This is a genomic window from Acinetobacter sp. YH12251 (assembly GCF_013417465.1).
Lineage (GTDB): Bacteria > Pseudomonadota > Gammaproteobacteria > Pseudomonadales > Moraxellaceae > Acinetobacter > Acinetobacter amyesii.
The window spans coordinates 1-24,886 of record NZ_VPDZ01000023.1; the positions used below are offsets into that span (position 1 = coordinate 1).

20 protein-coding genes and 2 pseudogenes are annotated in these 24,886 nt (G+C 42.2%); 15 read left to right on the top strand and 7 right to left on the bottom strand.

Annotation, left to right across the window (positions count from 1 at the left end; translation table 11 throughout):
- Nucleotides 1-319 precede the first annotated feature (319 nt).
- From FTV27_RS15810 to FTV27_RS15820, 3 genes are all read right to left on the bottom strand, one after another.
- On the bottom strand, nucleotides 320-1,519 hold the full coding sequence (locus FTV27_RS15810) for an MFS transporter (RefSeq protein ID WP_180079262.1): 1,200 nt from the start codon (nucleotides 1,517-1,519) through the stop codon (nucleotides 320-322).
- Nucleotides 1,520-1,536: 17 nt separating this feature from the next.
- Entirely contained in the window at nucleotides 1,537-2,802 is a 1,266-nt protein-coding gene (locus FTV27_RS15815) for a DcaP family trimeric outer membrane transporter (RefSeq protein WP_180079263.1), read from the bottom strand.
- A gap of 220 nt (nucleotides 2,803-3,022) precedes the next feature.
- Nucleotides 3,023-4,321, bottom strand: a complete 1,299-nt coding sequence (locus FTV27_RS15820; protein WP_180079264.1) for an MFS transporter — start codon at nucleotides 4,319-4,321, stop codon at nucleotides 3,023-3,025.
- Between the two features lie 452 nt (nucleotides 4,322-4,773).
- Here FTV27_RS15820 and FTV27_RS15825 point away from each other — a divergent pair, with 452 nt between their 5' ends.
- Genes FTV27_RS15825 through FTV27_RS15835 form a run of 3 tightly spaced genes read left to right on the top strand, consistent with a single transcriptional unit; the run spans nucleotide 4,774 to nucleotide 8,307 of the window.
- Nucleotides 4,774-5,547, top strand: coding sequence for an enoyl-CoA hydratase (locus FTV27_RS15825; RefSeq protein WP_004785705.1), 774 nt, complete (start codon nucleotides 4,774-4,776; stop codon nucleotides 5,545-5,547).
- Between the two features lie 2 nt (nucleotides 5,548-5,549).
- Complete coding sequence (locus FTV27_RS15830) at nucleotides 5,550-7,070, top strand: 3-hydroxyacyl-CoA dehydrogenase (protein WP_180079265.1); 1,521 nt, start codon at nucleotides 5,550-5,552, stop codon at nucleotides 7,068-7,070.
- A 25-nt stretch (nucleotides 7,071-7,095) separates the two neighbouring features.
- Nucleotides 7,096-8,307 (top strand): 3-oxoadipyl-CoA thiolase, encoded by a 1,212-nt coding sequence (locus tag FTV27_RS15835; RefSeq protein WP_159123593.1) that lies wholly within the window; start codon nucleotides 7,096-7,098, stop codon nucleotides 8,305-8,307.
- 120 nt (nucleotides 8,308-8,427) lie between these two features.
- Here FTV27_RS15835 and FTV27_RS15840 read toward each other — a convergent pair whose 3' ends face one another.
- The gene (locus FTV27_RS15840; protein ID WP_159123592.1) at nucleotides 8,428-8,865 is read right to left on the bottom strand and encodes a PaaI family thioesterase; all 438 of its coding nucleotides are present in this window, start codon (nucleotides 8,863-8,865) and stop codon (nucleotides 8,428-8,430) included.
- A gap of 110 nt (nucleotides 8,866-8,975) precedes the next feature.
- Between FTV27_RS15840 and FTV27_RS15845 the strand changes: the two genes are divergently transcribed.
- The 7 genes from FTV27_RS15845 to FTV27_RS15875 all read left to right on the top strand — a co-directional run bounded on the left by FTV27_RS15845 (nucleotide 8,976) and on the right by FTV27_RS15875 (nucleotide 16,967).
- Entirely contained in the window at nucleotides 8,976-9,731 is a 756-nt protein-coding gene (locus FTV27_RS15845) for a class II aldolase/adducin family protein (protein ID WP_180079266.1), read from the top strand.
- Complete coding sequence (locus tag FTV27_RS15850; RefSeq protein ID WP_180079267.1) at nucleotides 9,728-10,651, top strand: glyoxylate/hydroxypyruvate reductase A; 924 nt, start codon at nucleotides 9,728-9,730, stop codon at nucleotides 10,649-10,651. Before FTV27_RS15845 ends, FTV27_RS15850 begins: the two co-directional genes overlap by 4 nt.
- A 37-nt stretch (nucleotides 10,652-10,688) precedes the next feature.
- On the top strand, nucleotides 10,689-11,477 hold the full coding sequence (locus FTV27_RS15855) for an enoyl-CoA hydratase-related protein (protein WP_180079268.1): 789 nt from the start codon (nucleotides 10,689-10,691) through the stop codon (nucleotides 11,475-11,477).
- An 11-nt stretch (nucleotides 11,478-11,488) separates the two neighbouring features.
- A complete protein-coding gene (locus FTV27_RS15860) occupies nucleotides 11,489-12,469 on the top strand; it encodes a nitronate monooxygenase family protein (protein ID WP_125278515.1) in 981 nt (326 codons plus the stop codon).
- 207 nt (nucleotides 12,470-12,676) lie between these two features.
- Nucleotides 12,677-14,479, top strand: coding sequence for an acyl-CoA dehydrogenase C-terminal domain-containing protein (locus tag FTV27_RS15865; protein WP_125278516.1), 1,803 nt, complete (start codon nucleotides 12,677-12,679; stop codon nucleotides 14,477-14,479).
- A gap of 135 nt (nucleotides 14,480-14,614) precedes the next feature.
- Entirely contained in the window at nucleotides 14,615-15,454 is an 840-nt protein-coding gene (locus FTV27_RS15870; RefSeq protein ID WP_180079269.1) for an alpha/beta fold hydrolase, read from the top strand.
- Nucleotides 15,455-15,470: 16 nt separating this feature from the next.
- Nucleotides 15,471-16,967, top strand: a complete 1,497-nt coding sequence (locus FTV27_RS15875; protein WP_180079270.1) for an NAD(P)/FAD-dependent oxidoreductase — start codon at nucleotides 15,471-15,473, stop codon at nucleotides 16,965-16,967.
- A gap of 67 nt (nucleotides 16,968-17,034) precedes the next feature.
- Here the strand turns inward: FTV27_RS15875 and FTV27_RS15880 are convergent, their stop codons facing one another.
- Entirely contained in the window at nucleotides 17,035-18,309 is a 1,275-nt protein-coding gene (locus tag FTV27_RS15880) for an MFS transporter (protein ID WP_180079271.1), read from the bottom strand.
- Nucleotides 18,310-18,590: 281 nt separating this feature from the next.
- Here FTV27_RS15880 and FTV27_RS15885 point away from each other — a divergent pair, with 281 nt between their 5' ends.
- Nucleotides 18,591-20,273 (top strand): AMP-binding protein, encoded by a 1,683-nt coding sequence (locus FTV27_RS15885; protein ID WP_180079272.1) that lies wholly within the window; start codon nucleotides 18,591-18,593, stop codon nucleotides 20,271-20,273.
- Nucleotides 20,274-20,365: 92 nt separating this feature from the next.
- A pseudogene (locus tag FTV27_RS17405) lies at nucleotides 20,366-20,467 on the top strand (IS5/IS1182 family transposase); the annotation flags it as partial.
- Nucleotides 20,468-20,517: 50 nt separating this feature from the next.
- Here the strand turns inward: FTV27_RS17405 and FTV27_RS17265 are convergent.
- Nucleotides 20,518-20,842: pseudogene (locus FTV27_RS17265) on the bottom strand (IS5/IS1182 family transposase); the annotation flags it as partial.
- A gap of 131 nt (nucleotides 20,843-20,973) precedes the next feature.
- On the opposite strand from FTV27_RS17265, the gene FTV27_RS15900 reads away from it, so the two are divergent.
- A complete protein-coding gene (locus FTV27_RS15900; protein ID WP_180079273.1) occupies nucleotides 20,974-22,308 on the top strand; it encodes an ISNCY family transposase in 1,335 nt (444 codons plus the stop codon).
- Between the two features lie 204 nt (nucleotides 22,309-22,512).
- Entirely contained in the window at nucleotides 22,513-23,235 is a 723-nt protein-coding gene (locus FTV27_RS15905) for a hypothetical protein (RefSeq protein WP_078194509.1), read from the top strand.
- A gap of 496 nt (nucleotides 23,236-23,731) precedes the next feature.
- Here the strand turns inward: FTV27_RS15905 and FTV27_RS15910 are convergent, their stop codons facing one another.
- Nucleotides 23,732-24,235: a hypothetical protein gene (locus tag FTV27_RS15910; protein ID WP_180079274.1), complete on the bottom strand. Its 504-nt coding sequence runs from the start codon at nucleotides 24,233-24,235 to the stop codon at nucleotides 23,732-23,734.
- A 185-nt stretch (nucleotides 24,236-24,420) separates the two neighbouring features.
- Between FTV27_RS15910 and FTV27_RS15915 the strand changes: the two genes are divergently transcribed.
- Nucleotides 24,421-24,774 (top strand): hypothetical protein, encoded by a 354-nt coding sequence (locus FTV27_RS15915; RefSeq protein WP_180079275.1) that lies wholly within the window; start codon nucleotides 24,421-24,423, stop codon nucleotides 24,772-24,774.
- Nucleotides 24,775-24,886 lie beyond the last annotated feature (112 nt).

Consider the following 24,886-nt stretch of genomic DNA (forward strand, 5'->3'; position numbering starts at 1 on the left):
CTAGACAAAATGACACCAAATGAGTTTTACTATGATCAGCTACCCCAACAAAACAAGGTGGCTTAACTAGAGCGGAATATCACTTATAAATACGCTTTTAGTTGTTCAAACATGTGGGACCACCTCTTTCTTTATTTAGGAGAAAAAGAATTCAATACTTGGCCTGAAAATGATGCTGGCAGGAGAGTTCTTTTTAAACTGGATAACAGCCCTAAATTTCACAGCAAAGAATTCAAAATAGAAATGCAGAGATAATATGTCATGTACTGCGCACCCAATCTCATATTTTATGAGTGCGCAATATATGTGCTTAGATTGATTAGGATTGGGACTGGATATTGACCAGATTGCGTTCGCGGCTTAGGTCATAGCGGTTAATACTAAAGATGAGCAAGGCAAAGACAAAGCCTAATGCAACGCAGGCTGACCAACCATACATTTTCCATAGGTTGAGTGATAGAAATGCACCAATCCCAGCACCTGAGAAGTAACAGGTCATATAGATTGCATTAATACGGGAGCGAGCCTGCACCGAGATCCGATATACCAGATTCTGATTTAACACATGTAGCGAAGAAATCCCGAAATATGCAGGAATTAATCCAATGATATATATCCATAAATAGCTTTGTGCAAAAAATAGCGGAATCCAGGCCAGAATTAATCCTGTGGTAGCAAGTTGCGCAACCCATTTTTCCCGATGTCGGCCTATCATTTTACCGGTCCATTGTGATGACCAGATACCAACTACACCAACAATACCCATTAATCCAATCTGGAAATCATTAAAATGATAGGGTGCTTCCGCCAGCACAAAAGTCATGGTGGTAAATATAATACTCAGCATACCAAAACCCAGACTGCCAATGATGCTGCGTCGAATCAGCATCGGTTCGGTTTTGGCAAAGGTAAATAATGAGCGATAAATCTGCAAGATGCTCATTTGTAGCTGGCTTTTCGCTTTAGGTAACTGATACCACATCGCGATACTGAGTAAGAGAATAGAACAGCCACTCAACAGGTATACGGCGTGCCAGGACCATAGGGTAGAAATCAGTCCTGATATAGTTCGGGCAAACAGGATACCGACCAACACACCACTCATCAGCAGACCGACCACTTCAGCACTTTTTTCTCGTTGAGAGAGGTTGGCGGCAAAAGGAATCAGAATCTGGGTGGTAATGGAACAGAAAGAGGCGAGCAGGGTAAAACCATAGAGCATATTAAGATTGGTACTGGCAGAAAGTCCGATCAGCGCCAGTCCGGTACATAGCATGAGGCTGCAAATATAGAGACGTTTTTCAAATAAATCGCCTAAAGGCACAAATAAAAATAACCCAGTAGCATAACCAATCTGGGTTAAAACAACAGTCCAGCCAGACTGGGCTACACTGATATGCAAATCTTCTGCAATAGAATAAATTAATGGTTGGTTAAAATAATTACAACCCGCGCAAAGTGCGCAGGTCATAGCCATCATAAACATAAATTTTCTTGAAATTTGCCCTTGGGCTGACATCCTTGTCTCCTGAGGCTTTAGAAACTATAAGTCGCTGATAAATTCACGCGAGAAACATCCGCTTCTTGATTATCAAAAGTTTCACGCTTGCCTTGATGATATTCAGCACCCAGATTGATATTTGGCACTGGAGAATAAATCACGTTTGCTACGTAATCCGTTAAACGCTTATTGGTTTCAGGATTCGCACGTGCATAATCGCTGGAATCATCAAAATCAACAATACTGGCATTAATACTACTACGTAGCTTCGGAGTAAATTTATGTGTAAAGCCGATATTTAGACTATTAAACTCATTCAGTAAAAGTTCATTGTTCGTTGGATCGACAGAATAGTCTCCACCCAAAGCTGAACCATCAGCAGTTGAACCTTGGATTAGAAAGGCTGCAATACGTTGGTCACCGACCATATGGAAATAGTTCCCCTGAATCGAGTTTTGATCATCAAAACGGTAGCGGCCACCTAGACCCACACCCCAACCTACTTTGTCGATATCACCTGTATCTGTCTGTGCTTGTTTTTGATTGACAAAACCTTGAGCTAATAGGTGTACTGGACCAGACTGATGCACAAACTTTGTGGTTAATGCAGGGAAGGCAGAAGAGCGGTCACCGCCGGCCATATATTCCAAACCTACATTCCAGGTATTTTCTGGATCAAGTTTAAAAGCATAGCTGACTTGAGGGGTACGTAATATCGAACCGCCTAGAAACAAACTGTAATCTACAGCTTCGGTGCTAATTTCAGGGGTAGACATCAGTGACCACGCCTGACCAAATGTCCAGTTATAGTATTTTAAGTGGGCATGACGAACTCGTAATCCACCATCGCCTTTACCATTATTGGTCCAGAAGTCCGCCTCTAAACGGGCTGAAACATTTGGATTGCCACCTAGATCTTTTGCTAGGAAACCGATACGGCTGGCTGCTGCAGTAAAATCGGAACGGGTAGAGTCAGGTTCAGTAAAAGGCACTTTATTGATCTGATTAATGGTACGGCCACGTTCTTTAGGAGTACTCTTAAAATCAATGGCACCATCAAGACGGATCAAACCATAGACGTCGACATTGTCCACTAACGATTTCAAAGCTTTGGAGTCTTGAGTTTTGGCTTGTTCCTGCTGGTCTTTTAATGCAAGTTGTGCAGCTTTTTGTTGTTCAAGTTCGGCTTGTATCTGCTTTAACTGTGATTCTAAGAATTGCATGCGGTCTTCAGAAGCTTCTGCTGAAAATGCCTGTGCTGAAGCAATACCACATAATGTCGCTAAAACTAATTTTTTCATTTCTTAATCCCTAAAGAAATATTCTGATATCTAAGAAGGAAAATCTTTCCTTAATGTTGCTCTTATTACGTAATGCAGAGTTTTTGACTTTTAAATAGTGAATACGCGATTTGTTCAACCCGACACATCCTGTTCAGGTCAAAGCATATGGATTCGATATTAAAGTCATGAAATTTGGATTCAGGAGAGCTGTTTATTTACAGCTCTCCTGAGTTAAAACTTATTCAGCTTTTTGCGGATCGTATAAACGGTCTTTAATAAACAGGGCAGGAATCAAACCGCATAAGAAGTATGCTGCACCCATCACCAATAGACCTGTACCGATCGAACCATGCATCGCAAGATAACCAATGGTAATAGGAGCAAAGATTGCACCGATACGACCAATATTGAATGCACCGCCCACTGCTGTACCACGAACACCAGTAGGGAAACTTTCAGTTAGATAGGTTGCATTAATGGCATATGGAATACCGTACAGGAAGCCGAAGATTAGCATCAGTACGCCAATGTTATCGGCATTATGCATATACACCACGACAGGGATAAATAGCGCTGTTCCCATGGTGCCGAAAGCAAAGACAATACGGCGACCAATTTTATCAGCCACATAACCTGCAATGATTTTGGCAAACATCATGGTGATAAAGGTACCTACCATGTATAACGCCATTTCCTTGAATTTAATGCCCAATTCAGCTTCAAGATAACTTGGTAACCAGTTACTTACACCGAAATAGCCAAATAGCAGGAAACCAGAGCTGAAAGACCACAAGATGAACATCTTGCCATGGGTTTTGTCTTTAAGAATGGTGATGTACGGATTACCTTTTTTGGCATCGTTATCCACGATCTGACCAGTTCTTTTCATTTCACGGACACGTTTCCATGACTCAGGTTCTGGCACCATAAAGTGCATCAGGATACCCAAAGCTAATGGAGCAATTGTGATCCAGTACAGCATACGCCAGCCAAACTCAGGAATGATCCAGCCTGAAATCATGGTAATCACCAATGAACCTAAAGTGAAACCAGTCATCAATGTTGCCAGTACAGTAGTACGGTATTTGGTCGGTACGTATTCTGACATCAGGGTATTACAGGCAATATATAAACAGCCTAAACCCAAGCAAGAAAGGGTACGTAAAATTGAAAACTCAGTATAAGACTGGGCAAAACCTGAATAGGCAGACAATATCGAGAAAGCAATAGTTGCTAATACGATGACACGTACGCGACCAAACTTGTCACAGGCCCATCCACCGACAAAGCCACCAATTCCCATACCCAAAAGAGAATAACTTCCCAAGGCACCAGCCTGTACAGAAGTCAGTCCCCATTCCGCTTTCAGACTGGTCAAACTGAAAGCCAGAATACCAATGTCTGCACCGTCACATAGTAAAATCAAAAAAGCAAAGACAAAGGCTGTCATCCACAGGCGTTTAGGTGCCTGTTTGACAGTGCCGTCGGAGGAGACTCCCGTTTTAGTTTCCTCAGCTACGATGGTATCGCTTGTCATTCTTATATCCTCTATAAATTAAAAGTAGCATTTCCTCTGCTACCGCTAAATCCATTTTTCTTCCTCTCGGAAAAGTGTTTTTCCTGATCTAAAGTGTCTGTTCTTGTTCGGTTCAGCCAACTCAACAATCAGGTTAAATCTGATTTTTCAGTCCTATACGGGTAAAAAATCATTGAACGACGAAGTATCTTTATTACGTAAATTAATTTTTAGTTTCGCTATAAGGCTAATAATTACTTAAATGAACAGCCAAATTTAACTTTAAATAATTAATTCCGTATTGCGAAATCAATTAATCATAAAATAACCAACTGAACAAGAGTTTTTACTCTATTTTTAGTAAAAAATAACTTTTTTGAATTTTGAAGTTAAAAATCCTTGATTTATACACTTAGAAACCGTAGTTTTATATAAAATAAAATTTCGCTATACAAAATAAATGGAGATTTTTGATGGAACAGGTAGTTCAAGTAGAGCAAATCTCGACACATGTGGCGATGGTCAAGATCCATCGACCAGAAGCTAAAAATGCCCTGAATACAGAAGTGCGTCAGAAACTGGCTGCGGCTTTTCTGCAATTGAATGACGATGAAAATATCCGTGCCATTATTCTTACTGGTGGTGAAACTGACTTCGCTGCAGGTGCTGACCTTAAAGAATTAGCCAATGCTGAAACGATCCAGATGATGCAACGTCGTACTGAGCGTTACTGGCAAGCCATTGCACAGTGTTCAAAGCCGGTGATTGCAGCAGTAAACGGTTATGCATTGGGCGGTGGTTGTGAACTGGCAATGCATGCAGACATTATTATTGCCGGAAAAAGTGCCCAGTTCGGTCAGCCTGAAGTCAAAGTAGGGGTAATGCCGGGTGCTGGTGGTACACAGCGTTTATTCCGTGCTGTAGGTAAATTCCATGCGATGCGTATCATCATGACGGGTTGTCTGGTACCTGCACCAGAAGCGTATCAGATTGGTCTGGTGTCTCAAGTAACGGAAGATAGCGAAACCCTTGCAACAGCGATCAAAATGGCTGAAGGTCTGGCAAAAATGCCGCCAATCGCGCTTGAACAAATCAAGGAAGTGGCTTTACTGGCTGAAGATGTGCCACTCAATGCTGGACTGATGCTGGAACGTAAATCTTTCCAGATGCTGTTCTCTTCAGAAGATCAAAAAGAAGGTATGCAAGCCTTTATCGAAAAACGTAAACCAAATTATCAGGGACGATAAGCATGAGCATTCAAATTCAGAAAATCGGTATTATTGGCGTAGGTACCATGGGTGCGGGCATTGCCCAGATCGCAATTCAATCTGGCCATGATGTCGTGTTGTTTGATGCCAAAGCGGGTGCTGCTGAACAGGCACAGGAAAAGCTGGCTAAAACATTAAATACCTTAGCGGATAAAGGCAAATTTAGCCATGAAAAAGCCGCTGAAGATCTTGCTCATTTATCCATTGCCCAGCAGATCGAAGACCTGAAAGATTGCGATTTAATCGTTGAAGCGATTATTGAAAATCTGGAAATCAAACAAAAGCTGATGCAGCAACTTGAAGGCATTGTGAAGCCGGAAGCAATTCTGGCATCCAATACATCTTCACTGTCAATCAGTGCAATTGCTGCCAATTGCAGCCAGCCGGAACGCGTTGCTGGTTATCACTTCTTTAACCCGGTTCCACTGATGAAAGTGGTTGAGGTCATTGAAGGCTTTAATACCCATGCTGATATTGTGGATGCGCTCACTCAGTTATCTACGAAAATGGGACATCGTCCGGTAAAAGCCAAAGACACCCCAGGATTTATCATTAACCATGCAGGTCGTGCCTTTGGTAGTGAAGCCTATGCAATTCTGAATGAAAATGTCACTCCATTTTATGACATTGACCGCATCTATCGTGACGGGATCGGTTTCAAAATGGGACCATTCGAGTTAGGCGATCTGACCGGGATGGATGTATCTCATCCAGTGAGCGAATCGATCTATCACCAATATTATGAAGAAGCGCGTTACCGCCCAAGCGTGATTACCCGCCAGCGTTTTATTGCTAAACAGCTAGGTCGTAAAACTGGTAAAGGTTTTTATGATTACACTTCAGGTAGCAAAGTAGGTGATGTGGCTCCAACACTGGTTGAAAAGCTGGATCAATATCCATTGGTTTGGCTAGGTACAGAATATAGCGAAGACCGTCAGGCGCTTGAGCAATATCTGCAGCTGTTCAACATCCAGATCGAGCAGACTGAAACACCTTCAGCAGATGCTTTAATTCTGATTGCGACTTATGGTGAAGATGCAACTTCAGCCGCAGTCCGCTATCAGGTGTCTCCGCAGCAAGTAGTCTGTATTGATCTGCTTTACGGTCTGAATAAACACCGTACTTTAATGCCAACGTTTGTGACCAAAGCTGAACTGGTAACCGCAGCACAATCGATTTTCAATCTGGATGGTGTGACTGCGAGCACAATTCAGGAAAGCGTCGGCTTTGTGGCTCAGCGTGCTTTGGCCATGATCGTGAATCTTGGCTGTGATATTGCCCAGCAAGGTGTTGCCACTGTAGAAGACATTAATATTGCCGTGAAATTAGGCCTTGGTTATCCATACGGCCCAATTGAATGGGGCGATGTATTAGGTGCTGAAAAAATCCTGAAAATTCTGGATCGTATGACTGCGATTACTCGTGACCAGCGTTACCGCCCAAGTCCTTGGTTGCGCCGCCGCGTTCAGCTCGGTTTAGCTCTTGTTCATACTACACATTAATTAAAAAGTTAAAGGAATAACACTCATGTTAAATGCCTATATTTATGATGGTTTACGTTCACCAATCGGTCGCCATGCAGGAAGTCTGGCAAGCGTACGTCCAGATGATCTGGCAGCGACTGTCATTAAAAACCTGCTGGAAAAAACCGGTATTCCAGCAGCTGACGTAGAAGATGTGATCTTTGGCAGCACGAATCAGGCCGGTGAAGACAGCCGTAACGTGGCTCGTTTTGCGGCACTGCTTGCAGGTATGCCAGTGACAGTTCCGGGTCAAACGGTAAACCGTCTTTGTGCTTCAGGCTTGGGTGCTGTGATTGATTCAGCACGTGCCATTACCGCAGGTGAAGGTGAGCTGTATATTGCAGGTGGTGTAGAAAGCATGACGCGTGCACCATTTGTAATGGCTAAAGCTGAAAGCGCGTATTCACGTGATGCCAAAATCTATGACACCACGATTGGTACACGTTTCCCGAACCGTAAATTTACCGACCAGTTTGGCGCGCACAGCATGCCAGAAACAGGTGATAACGTCGCTGAAGAGTTTGGCATTACGCGTGAACAGGCAGATACTTTTGCTGCTGCATCACAAGCGAAATATCAAGCTGCAAAAGAAGCAGGTTTCTTTGAAGGTGAAATTACCCCGATTGAAGTTTCACAAGGGCGTAAATTACCGCCTAAATTAGTGACTGAAGATGAACATCCACGTCCATCTTCGACATTTGAAGCATTATCCAAGTTAAAACCGCTTTTCGAAGGTGGTGTTGTGACTGCAGGTAATGCATCAGGTATCAATGACGGCGCTGCAGCACTGATTATCGGCAGTGAAAAAGTTCAGGAACAGTATGGCTTAAAACCTTTAGCTCGTATTCTGTCTTCTGCAGCCGCTGGCATTGAGCCACGCATCATGGGTGCGGGCCCAATTGAAGCAATCAAAAAAGCTGTAAAACGTGCAGGTTTGACGCTAGATGATATGGACATTATCGAGATCAATGAAGCATTTGCCAGCCAGGTGTTATCTTGCCTGAAAGGTCTGGATGTGGCTTTTGATGATCCGCGTGTCAACCCAAATGGTGGTGGCATTGCGATTGGCCATCCACTAGGCTGTTCAGGTGCGCGTTTGGCTTTAACTGTTGCGCGTCAATTACAGCGTACTGGTAAAAAATATGCCGTGATCAGCCTGTGTATCGGTCTGGGTCAAGGCCTGGCGATGGTGATTGAAAACCCTGAAGCTGCATAACAGCTTTAGTTATCGTATTAATGCCATGTATAGATGATATGCATGGCATTTTTTATTGGGCTATTTATATAGAAATACAAATCCCTGCAAATGCAGGGAATGTTTAAATCAGCGTAAGGATTATTTACGGCCAGTAACCAATAAAGTTGCTGAACCAAAGGCATAAATTTTACCGTCTTTATCTACAATTCGGCCTTCTGAAGTCAACACATTGCGTCCAATCCGGATCACTTCGCCAATCGCAGTATAAGTTTCGCTATTTTTCATGGCTTTGAGCATTTTGACATTCAGGTCAATAGTGGAAAAACTCACGCCCGCATCAACTGTAGTATGAACTGCTGCACCGGTTACGCTGTCTAGAACCGTGGCGCAGAATCCACCATGAATGCCGCCTTGCAGGTTGAAATGACGTTCATCTGGATAAACTTCATATTCCACATAGTTTTCACGGACTACACTGAGTTTCATGGGAATGAGTTGTCCCATCGCTGAGCCAGGTAATTCGCCATTTTTAATTGCAGTTAGATATTCAAGTCCATTCATTTGAGCTGTAGTCATATAGCTTCCCTTTAATAAAATATTTCGCTTTATGAAATAATATTCTGTTTTTCTAAAATTATGATATAACAGATAGTGATCGAAATGCTATATTTTTCCAGGATGGAATGATGACAATAAAAAATCTCGTCACAACTGCTGAATGGCAGGCACGCTGTGAACTGACTGCGCTTTATCGCATTATTGCGCATTATCGGATGACTGACCTGATTGATACCCACATCAGCCTAAGAGTCCCAGATCAACCAGACTGCTTTCTGATTAATCAATATGGTGTCGCATTTGAAAAAATGCGTGCCTCAACGCTGGTGAAGATTAATCATGAAGGGCAGGTGGTAGAAAGCTATGAACAAGACAAGCCAGTCAATATGGCAGGCTTTGTGATTCATTCTGCAATTCATGACGCGCATCCTCATCTGAACTGTGTCATTCATACGCATACCGCGGATGGAATTGCCGTCTCTGCTCAGAAACACGGGCTTCTTCCAATTTCCCAACACGCCATGAAATTTTATCAGCATGTGGCCTATCACGAATACGAAGGCGTTGCACTCTCAACAGATGAGCAGGAGCGCCTGATTCAGGACTTGGGCGACCATCGTGCCATGATTTTAAGAAATCATGGACTATTAACGGCTGGGGAGACCATTGCACGGGCTTTTCATGAAATCTATTACCTGGAGCGCGCCTGTCAGGCACAGGTGAAAGCCTTAAGCGGCGGTGCTGAATTGCATTATCCAGCAGAAGAAGTCCGAATTAAAACAGCGAAGCAGTTCGCCAGTCCTCTCATTGAACCGATTTTACAGCGTGCCTGGCAGGCCGCTTTGTCCCTGATTGAGCATCAATATACGGAGTATGCATCATGATTGTTATTTCCAGTTCTGTACCGAATATTGAGGCCATTCTACTCAAGTCTTTTCAAAAATATGCGCCAGCTGGTAGTTTCTGTACAGTTGACAGTCCGGAAGCTGAACAGGCAACCACAGTTGCTGCCTGGTTTCCAGATCTGGAAAAAGTGCAGAAGCTGCCAAAGCTTGGCCTGATTCATTCGATTGCTGCTGGGGTAGAACATTTAAACTTAAATGCTGTACGCCCAGATCAAGCCGTTTGCCGGGTACTGGATCCACATCACCAAAAGGGCATGTTTGATTATCTGCTTTGGGGCGTGCTGTATTTTCAGCGTTATTTTGACCGCATGATCCAACAGCAAAAGCAGCAGCTGTGGAAGCAGTATCGCCAGAGCTATAGCCATCATATCCAGATCGGGATTATGGGACTGGGGCATATGGGCGGATACGTAGCAGAACGTTTCGCAGACATGGGCTATCAAGTTTCTGGTTGGTCGAATTCCCCAAAAGATATTAATCAAGTTAAAAGTTATGTGGGTCAAGAACAGCTTTCCGAGTTCCTGGCGCAAAGTCAGATTCTGATTAACCTGCTACCCCTTACCGAAGAGAATACTGGGATTCTTTCTGCTGAATTATTTCAGCAACTGCCTGAACAGTCAGCTTTGATTCATGTCGGGCGTGGCCAGCATTTAATCGAGCAGGATTTATTGGATGTACTGGATTCAGGTCATCTACGTGGTGCGATTGTAGATGTCTTTGAGCAGGAGCCATTACCTGCTGACCATCCATTCTGGCAGCACGAAAAAATTGTGGTGACACCACATGTTGCCTCACATGCCCCAATGTCTGTAGTGGTAGAGCAGATACTGGAAAATGACCGCCGCTTAAATCAGGGCCTGGATTTGTGTCATCAGGTGGATGTTAATAAAGGCTATTAATTGTAGAGATACAGATAAAAAAATAAGGAAATTGATGATGTGGGAAATGATTCAAACCCAGATTCAGCAAGGCGTCGCGACTTTAAGTTTTAACCGGCCAGATTCATTGAACAGTTTCAACCGACAAATGCATGAGGAAGTGCAGCAGGTGCTGAAAAGCTGGAATACGAATCCGGATATTCGGGTGATTATGATTCGTGGTAATGGTCGAGCATTTTCAGCGGGACAGGATCTAAAAGAACGTGCTGGGCAGCTCGGTAGTGTGCCGTTGCCTCCCGAAGGCTCTCTAGCCAAATATTATAATCCTTTGATCAACCTGATTCGTAAAAGCCCCAAACCGGTGATTGCGGCAGTAAATGGTGTGGCTGCCGGTGCAGGGGCCAATATCGCACTAGCTTGCGATCTGGTTATTGCCAAGGAAAGTGCCAAATTTATTCAAGCCTTTTCTAAAATTGGCTTAATTCCTGATGCCGGCGGCACCTGGATGTTGCCGCGTTTGATCGGCTATGCACGTGCCATGGCACTGACTTTACTTGGTGAGCCTGTGCATGCCAAAGAAGCGGCTGAAATGGGTATGATCTGGAAAATGATCCCTGATGCAGAATTTGATGCTTATATCGATGAGCTTGCACAGCGACTGGCACGACAGCCGACCTATGCACTGGCCTTAACCAAACAGGCTTTGCAACGCAGTGCTGAAAATAGCATGGATCAGCAACTGGAGCTGGAACAAAACCTGCAATACTTGGCCTTAAGTAGCCAGGACTACAAAGAGGGTGTGCAGGCCTTTGTCGAAAAACGCCCTGCACAATTTACCGGACGCTAAGGAGAGCATTCATGAAAATTCAAACGCGTATCACCGAGCTTTTAGGCATTCGCTATCCGATTATTCAGGGCGGCATGATGTGGGTCGGTACCGCAGAAATGGCCAGTGCAGTCTCCAATGCGGGTGGTTTGGGAACGCTGACGGCATTGACACAACCCACACCTGAAGCGCTGACCAAGGAAATTGCACGTTGCCGTGAAATGACGGATCAGCCTTTTGCGGTCAATTTAACTTTATTACCCGCTGTAAACCCACCGCCGTATGCCGAATATCGTCAGGCCATTATTGAAAGTGGAATCAAGATTGTAGAAACGGCAGGTAACAAGCCACATGAACATATTGAGGCCTTTAAACAGCACGGCATCATTGTGATTCATAAATGTACCTCGGTCAGACATGCACTTTCAGCACAACGAATCGGTGCGGATGTGATCTCGATTGACGGTTTTGAATGTGCCGGCCATCCGGGTGAAGATGATATTCCTGGACTAATCCTGATTCCAGCAGCCGCTGATCAGCTCACTATACCGATTGTAGCGAGTGGTGGTTTTGCGGATGGTCGTGGTCTGGTAGCAGCACTCGCTTTAGGTGCTGAAGGCATCAATATGGGGACACGTTTCTGTGCCACACAAGAAGCGCCAATCCATCCCAACATCAAGCAGTTTTATGTCGACAATGATGAAAGGGCAACGCATCTGCTTTACCGCCAGTTCAGAAATACTGCGCGTGTTGCGAAAAATGCGGTATCTGACCTCGTCGTTAAAATGGGTGAAGATCCAAATCTGGAATTTGAACAGATTCGCCCTTATGTCAGTGGCTTAAAAGGCAAGCTGGCTTTGGAAAATGGCGATGTAGATGCAGGCGTACTGACAGCAGGTCAAGTCATGGGATTGATCCATGATATCCCGACCTGTCAAACGCTGATTGACAATATCATGCAAGAAGCAGAACAGATTGTTCAGCAACGTTTGGCTCAGTTTTTCCCGCGCTAGATCGCTTTATTTTGATCATTTAATAAAAAGCCATTCATTACCGAATGGCTTTTTTATACCAAAGTTTTAATTTTTTAAATGTGATTTTTTATGTCATGACTAGATTTTATCCATGCACTTATATTATATTCGACCTAAAACATAATTTCGTATTATGAAATTAATTGTCATAAATATACAAATTAGAACTCATACAAGGGAATTACGATGAGAAATTATATTGCGCCATTAAAAGACATGAAGTTTGTCCTGAAAGATCTGCTCAATGTTGAACAGAAATACGAAGGCTATGCAAAGTTCGCAGACAAAGTTTCTATGGATATTATGGAACAATATCTGGAAGTCGCTGCTGATTTTTGCCAAAACGAACTTCTACCAATTAATGCGACAGGCGACCAGCAGGGCTGTCGTCTGCAAGATGGCGTCGTGACTACACCGGATGGTTTTAAAGCTGCTTATGACAAATATGTAGAACTTGGTTTTACCTCATTAACTGGTGATGAAAAATATGGTGGCCAAGGCTTCCCGACCTTATACCGTATTGCTATTTCAGAAATTATTACGGCGACTAACTGGTCTTGGGGTATGTACCCAGGCCTGTCTCATGGTGCGATGCGTACTTTAGAGCATCATGGTAGCGATGAACAGAAACAGAAATTCCTGGTACCTTTAATTGCAGGTCGCTGGACCGGAACCATGTGTTTAACTGAATCACATGCCGGTTCTGATCTGGGCCTGATCCGTACTAAAGCGGTGCCAAATGAAGATGGCAGCTACAGTATCAGCGGTGAGAAAATCTTTATTTCAGCAGGTGAGCATGACCTGGCTGAAAATATCGTACACATTGTATTGGCGCGTTTACCGGATGCGCCTGCAGGTACTAAAGGTATTTCGCTGTTTATCGTGCCTAAATACAATCTGGATGAAGCTGGAAATGTGGCTTCACGCAATGGTGTGGTGTGTAGCGCGATTGAACACAAGATGGGTATTCATGGCAATGCGACCTGTGTACTGAATTTTGATAATGCCAAAGGTTTCCTGATCGGGCCTGAAAACCGCGGCTTGAACTGCATGTTTACTTTTATGAACTCTGCGCGTATTGGTACAGCGATTCAAGGTTTGGCTGCAGCTGAATCTTCTTATCAAGGCGCGTTGGCTTATGCCAAAGACCGTCTGGCGATGCGTTCACTTGAAGGTGCTAAAGAACCAAACCTGCCTGCGGATCCAATTATCGTGCATCCGGCAGTACGCAATATGCTATTGACTCAAAAAGTATTTGCAGAAGGTTCACGTGCCTTGGCTTATTATCTGGCGACTTATGCTGATATTGCGGAAGCAACGGACAATCCTGAAGAGAAGAAAGCTGCAGAAGACCGTCTGGCATTATTGACCCCAATTGCTAAAGCCTTAATGACCGAAACAGGTGTAGAAGCTGCCAAACACGGTATGCAGGTCTTTGGTGGACACGGCTATATTGCTGAACATGGCATGGAACAGATTGCCCGTGATGCACGTATTGCCAGTCTGTATGAAGGTACTACTGAAATTCAATCAATCGACTTGCTGGCGCGTAAAGTGCTAGGTTCAAAATTGGGTTTGCTCACTGCATTAACGGATGAGATTCAGGGCTTTGTTAAAGAGCATCAGCAACATGCCCAGTTTAACCAGCAGGTTGCACAAGTGAGCCAGCTGACTGAGCAATGGCTAGAATTAACCAAAACGATTCAGGCTCAGGCACAACAGTCTGCCAATGAAATTGGGGCAGCATCAGTTGACTACCTATATTTCTCTGGTTATGTGGTGTCTTCGTATTTATGGCTGAAAATGGCGATTACGGCGCAGCAAAAGATTGAAGAAGGTAATACTGATCCGTTCTATGCAGCGAAGATCAAAACGGCACAATTCTTCTTTGCCCGGATTCTGCCAAGAACTTCAACTCACGTTGCCAATATTCAGGCCGGTGGTGAGAGCCTGTTCCTGCTGACTCCTGAAGAATTTAAATTCGATTAATCCTTTTGCCCACGATCAATCTCTCGATCGTGGGTCTTTTTTTGTTACTACTTTTTTTATCCTGCACAAAACTCAATATCGATAGGTACTTTTCAGTATTACATCGGCCATAAAACAACAAGATCAGGAGTCTATATGGATTTAGACACGATTACGCGACAATGTCCTTATGGTGATCTGCAACTCACTTATCATGAAGTCGGACAGAAATCCTCATATCCCACCATCATTCTGATCCATGGTACGGGTGGAAATACGGACAAACATTTCAGCTATATTTTCCCCATGCTCGGTATCCATCAGCGGGTTTTATCGCTTGATTTGCATACTCCAGATAAAGCCGATCTGGCAGTGACTGATTTTAGTCAACAAGTTGAAGCACTGATCCAGCATGCAGTTGCAGAAGATGAAGCAATTACTGTGGTGGGTTATTCACTTGGTGCTGTGATTGCTGCACAAGTAGCTGCGAGTCTTAAACAGCGCGTGGCACGTTTGATTCTGTTAGCAGGTTGGGCAAAAACCAGCTCGGTGCAACAACTACGGACCACGATCTGGCAACGGCTATTTAACGATCAATCCGCAGCTTTACCGCATTTTGTGAATTATTGCCTGTATAGCGATGATTATCTGTCTGTTCGAACTGAAAAACAGGTGCTTGATCTGGCACGCTTCGTTAAGCCTTCTCAAGATGCAGCCAAACAGCGTGAACTGAATTATCGCATTGACATCACCGCCATTTTGCCGAACATCTCTGCGGAGACTTTGATCGTGGCTTGCCGTGAAGACCGGATGGTGCCTTTAGCGCAAGCAAAATTACTGTTTGCTTCGATTCAGAACAGCCGCTATATCGAAATAGCTTCAGGACATGCAATCCATATTGAAGCGCCAGCGGAAGTGGTGCAACTGATCAACCAGTTTAGCCAGCATCCAGAACAGTATCCGGCGAATCAGAAAATCCAGCCCATGATGCCTTAAAAAAAGGAGAAAAATAATGCAAGCTCAAGGACAGCGCAGCAAGATTTTAATTGTAGGCAGCGGTTTTGGTGGATTAGGCATGGCGATCCGTCTTAAACAGCAGGGCATTCACGATTTTAAAATCATTGAACGTGCAGCAGAAGTGGGCGGAACATGGCGTGATAATACCTATCCCGGTGTCGCCTGTGATGTACCGTCACATTTATATTCTTTCTCGTTTATTAAAAATCCCAACTGGTCACGTGTCTTTCCGCAAGGGGCAGAAATTCAACGTTACTTAATTCAATGCTGTGATCAGGAAAATATCCGGCCACATATTGATTTTCATACTCAGCTCGAAAAAGCCAGCTGGAATACCGAAAAACGTATCTGGAATATTCAGACATCTAAAGGTTCTTATGAAGCAAATTTTTTAATTACAGCAACCGGGCATCTGGCAGATGAACATCTGCCACAAATTCCGGGACTAGAAGAATTTCAAGGTCAGGTCATGCATTCTGCACGTTGGAATCACGAAGTGAATCTGGATAATCAGCGTGTGGTTGTCGTGGGTTCAGGGGCTTCAGCTATCCAGCTTGTACCGGAAATTGCCAAAACAGCCAAAAGCCTGACCGTATTGCAGCGCAGTGCACCGTATATCTTGCCGCGACCAGACCGACCTTATTCTGAGTCAGAAAAACAGCTTTTCCGCAAAGATCCGGACAGCATGACAGAGTTAAGACATTCCTTGTTCTGGGGCAATGAATATAATTTTGCCCAGCGCCGTAATCTGAAAAGCCAGATCGAGCGGGTCAAGAAAAACTGCCTGCAATTCTTGAAACACCAGATACCAGATCCCGAATTACAGCGAAAACTCACACCGAATTATGAACCAGGCTGCAAGCGTTTATTGCTGTCCAATGATTATTATCCAACTTTTCTAAAACCGAATGTCACGCTTGAAGATTCAGCTTTGGCCGCCATCACAAAAGACGGTGTAATCAGCAAATCAGGCAATGAATATTCTGCAGATATCATCGTCTTTGCTACTGGATTTGAAGCAGCACGACCACCTTATGCCTCAAAGGTAGTGGGTAAACATGGCCTAAGTCTGGAGCAGCAATGGTCTAGTGGTATGCAGGGTTATCAATCTACGACAGTCCATAATTTTCCAAACCTGTTCATTCTGAATGGTCCTAATACCGGAAGTGGGCATAACTCAGCGCTTTATTTTCTGGAAACCCAGTTTGATCTGGTACTGGACGCCTTGCAGTTTTTTGAACAGGAACAGATTCAGGCCTTTGAAGCTGATCAAGATGCTGAAAATGCCTATATGCAGGAGTTACAGCAGCTTTCCCAAGGCAGTGTCTGGTTATCAGAAAGCTGTAAAAGCTGGTATCTGGACCCGGTGAGCCGCAAGCTGACTTTGGTCTGGCCAGATTATGCGCATTCATTTAGAGACAAAAACCAGCATTTTATTCGCAGTGGTTACCATTATGAATACATGGAAAATGCTCAAAGAAAAGTTGTCTGATTTTTAAATTTTATTCATTAAAAAAACCAGTCTATTTGACTGGTTTTTTATTAAAAGATGATAGAGATTAATCTGCTTTTTGCGGATCATATAAGCGGTCACGTATAAACAGTGCAGGAATCAGACCGCAAATAAAATAGGCACCTGCCATTACCAATAGTCCCGTTCCAATTGAGCCTCCATGGGCAAAATAACCAATAGTGAGTGGGGCAAATACTGCTCCGATACGGCCTATATTGAATGCACCACCTACTGCTGTACCACGAATCGAAGTAGGGAAGCTTTCAGTCATATATGTGGCATTAATGGCAAATGGCATACCATACAAGAAGCCGAACATGAGCATCAGGTACAAAATATTGGTCGGTGTATTGAAATAAATTACAATCGGAAGAAACAGGGCTGTGCCCATGGTTCCAAAAGCGAACAAGGCACGTCGTCCGAAACGATCTGCCAGAATGCCTGCGACGATCTTGGCAAAAATCATGATCATAAACGTGCCAACCATATAGCCAGTCATAGCCTTAAAGCTGATGCCCAGATCCGATTCCAGATAGGCAGGTAACCAGTTACTTAAACCGGCATAGCCAAATTGCAGGGCACCTGCACTTAAAATCCATAGTAAAAACATCCAGCGGTGATTTTTATCTTTGAGAATGACTTTATAAGGATTCTCTTTTTTCACCTTAACTTTGCTAGCTGCTTCCTGACGTTTTAATTCACGTGAACGTAGCCATGAATCCGGTTCAGGAACAAGAAAATAAAGCAGAAAAGCCAGAACAATAGGGCAAATGGTAATCCAGTACAGCATACGCCAGCCATATTCAGGAATAATCCAACCCGCCAGTAAAGTTGCACATAATGAACCTAGGGTAAAACCGGTCATAAGTGCCGCCAGAACAGTTGTCCGGTATTTTGTCGGAACATATTCTGACATTAAGGTATTACAGGCGATGTATAGGGAACCCAGTCCAATAGCTGCAATACTGCGGATAATTAAAAACTGATGGTAAGATTCTACAAAGCCCAAGGTGCAGGATAAGCTGGAAGCAAGAATCATATAAAATACAATAACTTTCACCCGGCCAAAACGGTCACAGGCCCAACCGCCAATTAATCCGCCAATCACTCCACCGACCAGACTCCAGCTCCCTAAGGCACCTGCCTGAACGGTGGTTAAATTAAATTCAGCTTTGATACTGGTGAGGCTATAGGCCAAAAAAGCCAGATCAACACCGTCTGCAAGTAAAATAAGAAAACATAGAATAAACGCGGTCATCCATATTTTTTTAGGCTGAACTGTGACCCGTTCAGCTTCTAGCACTGAAGTTTCATACGTCATCATCGACATCCTTTTCTTGTTACGTTGTTGTTTTATAAGAATGAATCCACATTCTTTTGTTGCTTTTGCTGATTTATTATTTCGCTATAAGAAATGTTGTATTATTAATTGATAAAATATATCCAAATAATTAGCCATAAAATTCGTGATTTTATTTGTAAAAATTTGAAATTAGCCAAATATTGCATTGATTTGGGAGGAAAGATAACGTTATTATTTTTTAATCAAAATAAAGTTTCACGATACAAAATAAATTTAAAATCAAGGATAGGAGTGCTGTAATGACTAGTCAGCCATGGATGGAAGAATATAAAAAATGGAACGTCAATCCGGAATTTACCCGGCCTGACCCTGATAAAACTTTGAGCACAACGATTGCTGAGAACCTGCTTAAATTTAAGGATAAAACCGCATTTTTCTATCTGGATCGAAAGTTCAGCTATCAGGATATTGACGTTTATAGCCAGAAACTGGCGACCTATCTTCAAAATCTAGGCTTGGCAGCCGGTAGCCGCATCGCGGTGATGTTGCCGAATATTATTCAATATCCGATTGCGACTTTCGCGATTATTCGTGCGGGTTATATTCTGGTTAATGTAAACCCGATGTACACCCAGCGTGAGTTGTATCATCAAGTTCAGGATTCAGGAGCAGAAGCCTTGATTATTCTGGGCTCAACCTTAGAACAGTTAAATAATCTGGATGAATGTTCTGCGCTAAAACATGTGATTTCTACCCATCCGCTCGATTTCATTCAGGATCAGTCAGTTTCAATTTATAGCCAAACAGCGCAATATCCTGATAAACATTTTTCTGACTTTAAGCAGGCCATTGATCAGGTACAGGTGATTGATTTTGTAGCGCCTGTACAGCAGCAGGAAGATACTGTCATTCTGCAATATACCGGTGGGACTACAGGTGTTTCCAAAGGGGCTGAACTCAGTCATCGCAATATCTTATTTAATATTGCCCAGAACAGTACGGTGTTCATTAGCCATTTTGGCGATCGTTATGCCACTGAAGAAGAATATGTGTTTTGTGCCTTGCCGCTGTATCACATTTATGGTTTTACTATTTGCCTGTTCAGTTATGGTCTGAGTCGCGGTTTTGCCAATGTCCTGATTCCAAATCCAAGAGATCTGGATGCATTGGTAGATCAATATCATAAACATCCTCCGACGGTGTTTCCGGGCGTGAATACCATGTTTAATGCATTGGCTCATCATCCACGTTTTCGCGAGCTGGATCACTCACGCCTAAAAACCACGACAGGTGGCGGTGCATCTGTTTTAAAAAATACGGCAGAATTATGGTATGAAGTCACAGGCTGTCATATCTATGAAGGCTACGGTCTTTCTGAGACCTCACCAACGGCAACATTTAACCCGCCTTTAAGCAAGCGCTTTAGCGGTAGTATTGGTTTGCCATTGGCAGGCACAGAAATTCAGATTCTGGATGATGAAGGAAAATCTGTAGCCCTTCATCAGGCTGGGGAAATTGCTATTCGCGGCCCTCAGTTGATGAAAGGTTATTGGAAGCAACCGGAAGCAACAGCACAGGTATTTACCAAAGATGGTTTCTTTCTGACAGGTGATATCGGCTGTATGGACGAGAAGGGTTATATCACCATTCTGGACCGTAAAAAGGACATGATTCTGGTCTCTGGATTTAACGTTTATCCAAATGAGCTGGAAGGTGTTTTATCCAAACATCCTAAAGTACTGGAATGTGCCGTCATTGGGGTGGATGATGAAAAATCTGGACAAGTCCCGAAAGCCTTTATTGTAAAACAGGATACCAGTCTGACCGTGAATGAAGTCATGACTTATCTGAGACTAAAACTGACCAGTTATAAGCTGCCAAAATATATTGAGTTTGTGTCTGGATTGCCAAAGTCTGCAGTCGGTAAAATTCTACGTCGTGAGTTGCCTAAAACCGTGCAGCCAGATGCTAAAGCCTGCTAAGGAATAATAAACATCTGGCTGATCACGGTCAAAAGGCTTTGTTACACAAACTTATTCATGATGGCTTATTCAGCAATATAGTTTCCAAATGAATAAGCCCATCCTTAAAAGTCTATCGTAAAACGAATTGGTCGTCTTACAATAAAGCCTTGATTATTCAAGGCAACATATCGATATGGGGTGACCTGACTACGGCGTTGTTGTACAAAGATTAAAAAGTAGAATTCCCTTAAGTACCTCAAAATTAAGTGGTAACTTGGGTATGAGGACGGCCTAGCTCCGTAAACTTATTTGAGACGGTCACACGTGCATGAATCTCATTGACTTGGCTGTCAAAATTTCTTGAGTAACTTGATACAATGCACCTTGGTCTCAACCAAGCTTCGCCGATGATAGCCTTACCATTTTTTCCATAGTATTCTGCCTAAATGTTTAACTGTTCGAAGTAATTCATTTCTCTCTTGAGAATGTGCTTTTGTATCTTTCCAAGGTCTTGCATTTTTTCTGGGGGGAATAACTGCATGAGCTTTTCTAGATGCAATCAATTGATTGCATTGCTTTGTATCATGTACTCAATTTAACATAATCTATATTATACGAATTGAATTTGTTAGAACCCATTTAAAGTGTCTATATTCTCACCAATAAAAATGTCTAGTTTATGATGGTTTTTATCACCATGGACTGGATATAAATATAGATGCTGATCACTATGTCTGACAAAGAAATTCAACGGCTTGCAGTTCTGCAAGACGTTCGAGATTATCGTATTACCCAGGTCCGTGCTGCTGAAATCCTAAATCTTTCCACCCGTCAAATTACCCGGTTATTGCAGAAGCTCAATCAAGATGGTGTCTCAGGTATGGCACATGCCAGTCGTGGTCAACCTGGCCATCGTCGCCATGATGACTTGTTAAAATCAAAGTGCCTTTCCATTATTGCTGAACATTTGCTGGGCTTTGGACCCACCTTGGCGCATGAGAAGCTCAGCAGCATGTTTGACCTGAATATCCCGGTAGAAACGCTTCGGCTCTGGATGACGGCCAATGACCTGTGGATTCCGCGATCCAAGCGCCTGAAGCGCCCATATCAGCCACGTTATAACCGGGATTGCTTCGGTGAACTGATCCAAATTGATGGCTCATATCATGACTGGTTTGAAGGTCGAGCTGCAAAATGCTGCTTGTTGGTTTATATCGATGATGCTACTGGAAAGCTGTTGCATCTGCGCTTTTGTGAGGCTGAAACGACCTTTGACTACATGCTTTCAACCCGAGCCTACATTGAACAATACGGCAAACCTCTAGCCTTTTATAGCGACAAGCATTCGGTATTCAGAGTTAATCAAAAATCCAGGCAAGACAGCCAGATTACGCAATTTGGGCGGATTCTGAATAATTTGAACATCGATATTATCTTTGCCAACTCACCCCAAGCCAAAGGTCGTGTGGAACGTGCCAACAGAACCCTTCAGGACCGTCTGATCAAGGAGATGCGCCTGGAAGGCATCGGTTCGATTGCAGAGGCCAATATATGGTTACCCTGCTTTATTGAGCAGTTCAATCAGAAGTTCGCCAAATGTGCGCGAAACTCAAAGAACCTGCATCGGCCATTAAGCGAATCTGATCTTGAACTGGATGATATTTTTACCTGGCAGGAACCGCGTAAGGTCACCAAGAATCTGACCCTGACCTATGACAAGTGTATTTATATGCTTGAACCGACAGAGCTGAATCATAAGCTTGTTGGGCAATACATTTCATTTCTGGAGTACCCGGATGGTACTGTGGCAATCATGCATGAAGGACGGAAGATCAACTATAGCGTCTTCAATAAACTGGCTGGACTACAGCAGAATGAAGTGGTTGAGAATAAAAGATTAGGTTCGGTCCTGGCCCATATCCAGCAGCAACATGAGGAATTGGAGAAACAGAATAAACGTTCCCGTCTCAAGAAAAGTATGCCGAGTCGTAAAGCTCAGAAAGTTGTTATTGAACAAAGAAATTTAAATCCTGTACTTGACTCTTGTAGTTAAAAACAGGACATTTTAAATGGTTTATCGCACAGACATTTTAATTGGTGAATAACAAAAAAAACCTGGGCACCAACCCAGGTCTAAAATTTAAAAAACAGATAAATATCAGTGCAATAAACTCATTTTTCTAATTTCGCATAACGCGTATTATGTTAATTTTAGGAAAGCTCACTAATCATCAAATTAAAAATATAAGAGAGACTTATGGACTCATATCTTAATTCAGGGGCTGGTTTTCCTGCTGGAACACGTATAAATACAGACAAAGGTTTAATCGCCATTCAGAACATTAAAGTCGGAGATTTAGTACTGTCAAAGCCAAAAAATGGTGACGGAGAGTTATGCTATAAACCTGTTATAAGAATATCTACTTGTGAGAATAGTGAGATTTGGGAGCTAACCTATTTCCAAATTAAAGCAAATACAGATTTATCAAAATTAAATAAAAGCAAATTATTGCAACTTTCTCGCAAAGGAAAAATGGTCAGTAATATGCTGAGGTCTAATCAGACATTCTGGGTTAAGAATATTGGATGGACGCGCTTGGATGAGTTGAAGAACGGTCAAGCTATAGAAACATCTGATCAAGAAATCATTGGTCTTGTTTTTATGGTGAATCCATTACGAAAAACAAGTATGGAAAATGTGGCTGGAAGTTACCATCCTAGCAATATATTTAATGCGGATAAAAAAGGTTTTGATATTGAAAATGTTGAATATTTTACTTTTATCAAATATGGCTTAGAAGGACCTATCGAATGTATAGGTGATGATAATGTACCTAGTCCAATATGTGTTAATGGTGAAAGTGTTCACGTTCTCTCAGAGACATTCCGATTAAAAACTTACAGCTTTGACGTTGAGGATGATTATACTTGCTTTATTACGAAGCTAGGATTGTGGGTTAATAATACTGCCTATAAATAATATAAGAAATAAATTACTAATTTTCTTATTTAACATAATAGAGGTTATACGAAATGATTTTTAAAATATCTTTTTTTTTCATATAGTTAAAAAATTTCAACCGACCTCAAAAACAGTAAAAGCTGACTTGGAAACAAGTCGGCTTTTTTATGCGCAGTTTTGATATATTCTGCCAATAAAATTGATCAATATTTAATCAAATTGTCATTTTTCTCTGCGTTATCAAGACAGCGCTGGCTTAAATTATCCCCAATTTCTGCGGACAACTCTTGGGATAAAAATCCACCAATTTTGTACGCCTGAGCGCACATGAATTTAGGGATTTTGCGGATGTTCACAATCCCCTGTATTCAATATCATGAAGTCATAAGAGAACAGGATGTTCCGCAGAATAAAAATAAATAATCGCACAAGGATCGGCGGCACGACAGGAGTTATGCCAAGCGAACCAATACGAAAAAGCCCGACAGGATGTCGGGCTTTTTTATTAATTAGATTATTCCTCTATCAACTTAGCTGGAAGATCAAACTTCTCTAGGATTTTTTCTAACTGTTTAGCTTTTTCTTGTCCATCAATCACAATGAAATAATTATTTTCATAATAAAGATGAATAAGATACAGATTATGCTCTCTTAAATGATCTGCTATTTTTCCAGCAATGAGTGGATCGGTATCATCTAAAGGGGAAAATTCACTTTCGAAGTCTTCATCATCTTCGTGTGCTTCTTCCTCTTCTTCATATTTTTGAATAATTGAAAAGGCATCTTTTAAAGGTTTTTCTATATTTATATTTTTTGTTTTTAGAGGTAGTAAGTTATTAAATCCTTTTAAAATATATGGCATTCCCCAATCTTTTGTTTCGACAGAAATCATATAAGAGTCATCTAACCAGTTGTACAAAAAAGTAGTTATATCTTCTTCATCGAATGACTGCGGAATACTTATAGATTGTATTTCTGGTACTGCTAAGATTACTTGATCGTACAATGTTTTATTCATTTTTAGGAGCCGTTCTGTAGATTTTGAGCTTCCAGGCTCTTGAGCATATACGAAAGATACGCAATGAATACCTAAGATTAAGCACAATAATATTTTATTCATAGTTTTATTGAACGTTATTTTTTGATTTCGCATAAGAGATTTTATGTTAAATATTAAACAGACTAAATAATCAGAGAAAAATAATGGGAATCGAATATTTTATTATTGGAATGAGTAGTAAAGGTGCAGCCACTAAAGAAGAAGTCTTAGAAATTTTTAGCCCTTATTGTATTGAAAAAGAAGAAAATTATTACTTATTAGATTATGGTGATGAGGTCCATAAGGAACATATAGTTCATAATCAATGCCACTTTTATATTGATTTTTATGAAGATAATTTAGCTGTAAAAGATGTAACGATTATTAAGCCATGTGGAGATTTAAAAATGGAACAATCTGTTTTTCAGCTAATACATTTATTTCCTATGATTGTTACTTATCCAGTGGATCCACTCCTAGTCATTACAGCAAATCAAAAATGTATGATGTGTGCTTAAAAAACAGGAGGGTTTAACTTGGTAAACTATACATACTCATTAGGAGTTTACCATGAGCAAGAAACAGAAGACTTACACCGCAGAATTTAAAGCTGAAGCCATAAAAGCCATT

Excerpts from the sequence above, each read along its gene's own strand:
- FTV27_RS15810 (WP_180079262.1), bottom strand. The coding sequence starts at position 1,519 with ATGTCAGCCCAAGGGCAAATTTCAAGAAAATTTATGTTTATGATGGCT.
- FTV27_RS15815 (WP_180079263.1), bottom strand. The coding sequence starts at position 2,802 with ATGAAAAAATTAGTTTTAGCGACATTATGTGGTATTGCTTCAGCACAG.
- FTV27_RS15820 (WP_180079264.1), bottom strand. The coding sequence starts at position 4,321 with ATGACAAGCGATACCATCGTAGCTGAGGAAACTAAAACGGGAGTCTCC.
- FTV27_RS15825 (WP_004785705.1), top strand. The coding sequence starts at position 4,774 with ATGGAACAGGTAGTTCAAGTAGAGCAAATCTCGACACATGTGGCGATG.
- FTV27_RS15830 (WP_180079265.1), top strand. The coding sequence starts at position 5,550 with ATGAGCATTCAAATTCAGAAAATCGGTATTATTGGCGTAGGTACCATG.
- FTV27_RS15835 (WP_159123593.1), top strand. The coding sequence starts at position 7,096 with ATGTTAAATGCCTATATTTATGATGGTTTACGTTCACCAATCGGTCGC.
- FTV27_RS15840 (WP_159123592.1), bottom strand. The coding sequence starts at position 8,865 with ATGACTACAGCTCAAATGAATGGACTTGAATATCTAACTGCAATTAAA.
- FTV27_RS15845 (WP_180079266.1), top strand. The coding sequence starts at position 8,976 with ATGACAATAAAAAATCTCGTCACAACTGCTGAATGGCAGGCACGCTGT.
- FTV27_RS15850 (WP_180079267.1), top strand. The coding sequence starts at position 9,728 with ATGATTGTTATTTCCAGTTCTGTACCGAATATTGAGGCCATTCTACTC.
- FTV27_RS15855 (WP_180079268.1), top strand. The coding sequence starts at position 10,689 with ATGTGGGAAATGATTCAAACCCAGATTCAGCAAGGCGTCGCGACTTTA.
- FTV27_RS15860 (WP_125278515.1), top strand. The coding sequence starts at position 11,489 with ATGAAAATTCAAACGCGTATCACCGAGCTTTTAGGCATTCGCTATCCG.
- FTV27_RS15865 (WP_125278516.1), top strand. The coding sequence starts at position 12,677 with ATGAGAAATTATATTGCGCCATTAAAAGACATGAAGTTTGTCCTGAAA.
- FTV27_RS15870 (WP_180079269.1), top strand. The coding sequence starts at position 14,615 with ATGGATTTAGACACGATTACGCGACAATGTCCTTATGGTGATCTGCAA.
- FTV27_RS15875 (WP_180079270.1), top strand. The coding sequence starts at position 15,471 with ATGCAAGCTCAAGGACAGCGCAGCAAGATTTTAATTGTAGGCAGCGGT.
- FTV27_RS15880 (WP_180079271.1), bottom strand. The coding sequence starts at position 18,309 with ATGACGTATGAAACTTCAGTGCTAGAAGCTGAACGGGTCACAGTTCAG.
- FTV27_RS15885 (WP_180079272.1), top strand. The coding sequence starts at position 18,591 with ATGACTAGTCAGCCATGGATGGAAGAATATAAAAAATGGAACGTCAAT.
- FTV27_RS15900 (WP_180079273.1), top strand. The coding sequence starts at position 20,974 with ATGCTGATCACTATGTCTGACAAAGAAATTCAACGGCTTGCAGTTCTG.
- FTV27_RS15905 (WP_078194509.1), top strand. The coding sequence starts at position 22,513 with ATGGACTCATATCTTAATTCAGGGGCTGGTTTTCCTGCTGGAACACGT.
- FTV27_RS15910 (WP_180079274.1), bottom strand. The coding sequence starts at position 24,235 with ATGAATAAAACATTGTACGATCAAGTAATCTTAGCAGTACCAGAAATA.
- FTV27_RS15915 (WP_180079275.1), top strand. The coding sequence starts at position 24,421 with ATGGGAATCGAATATTTTATTATTGGAATGAGTAGTAAAGGTGCAGCC.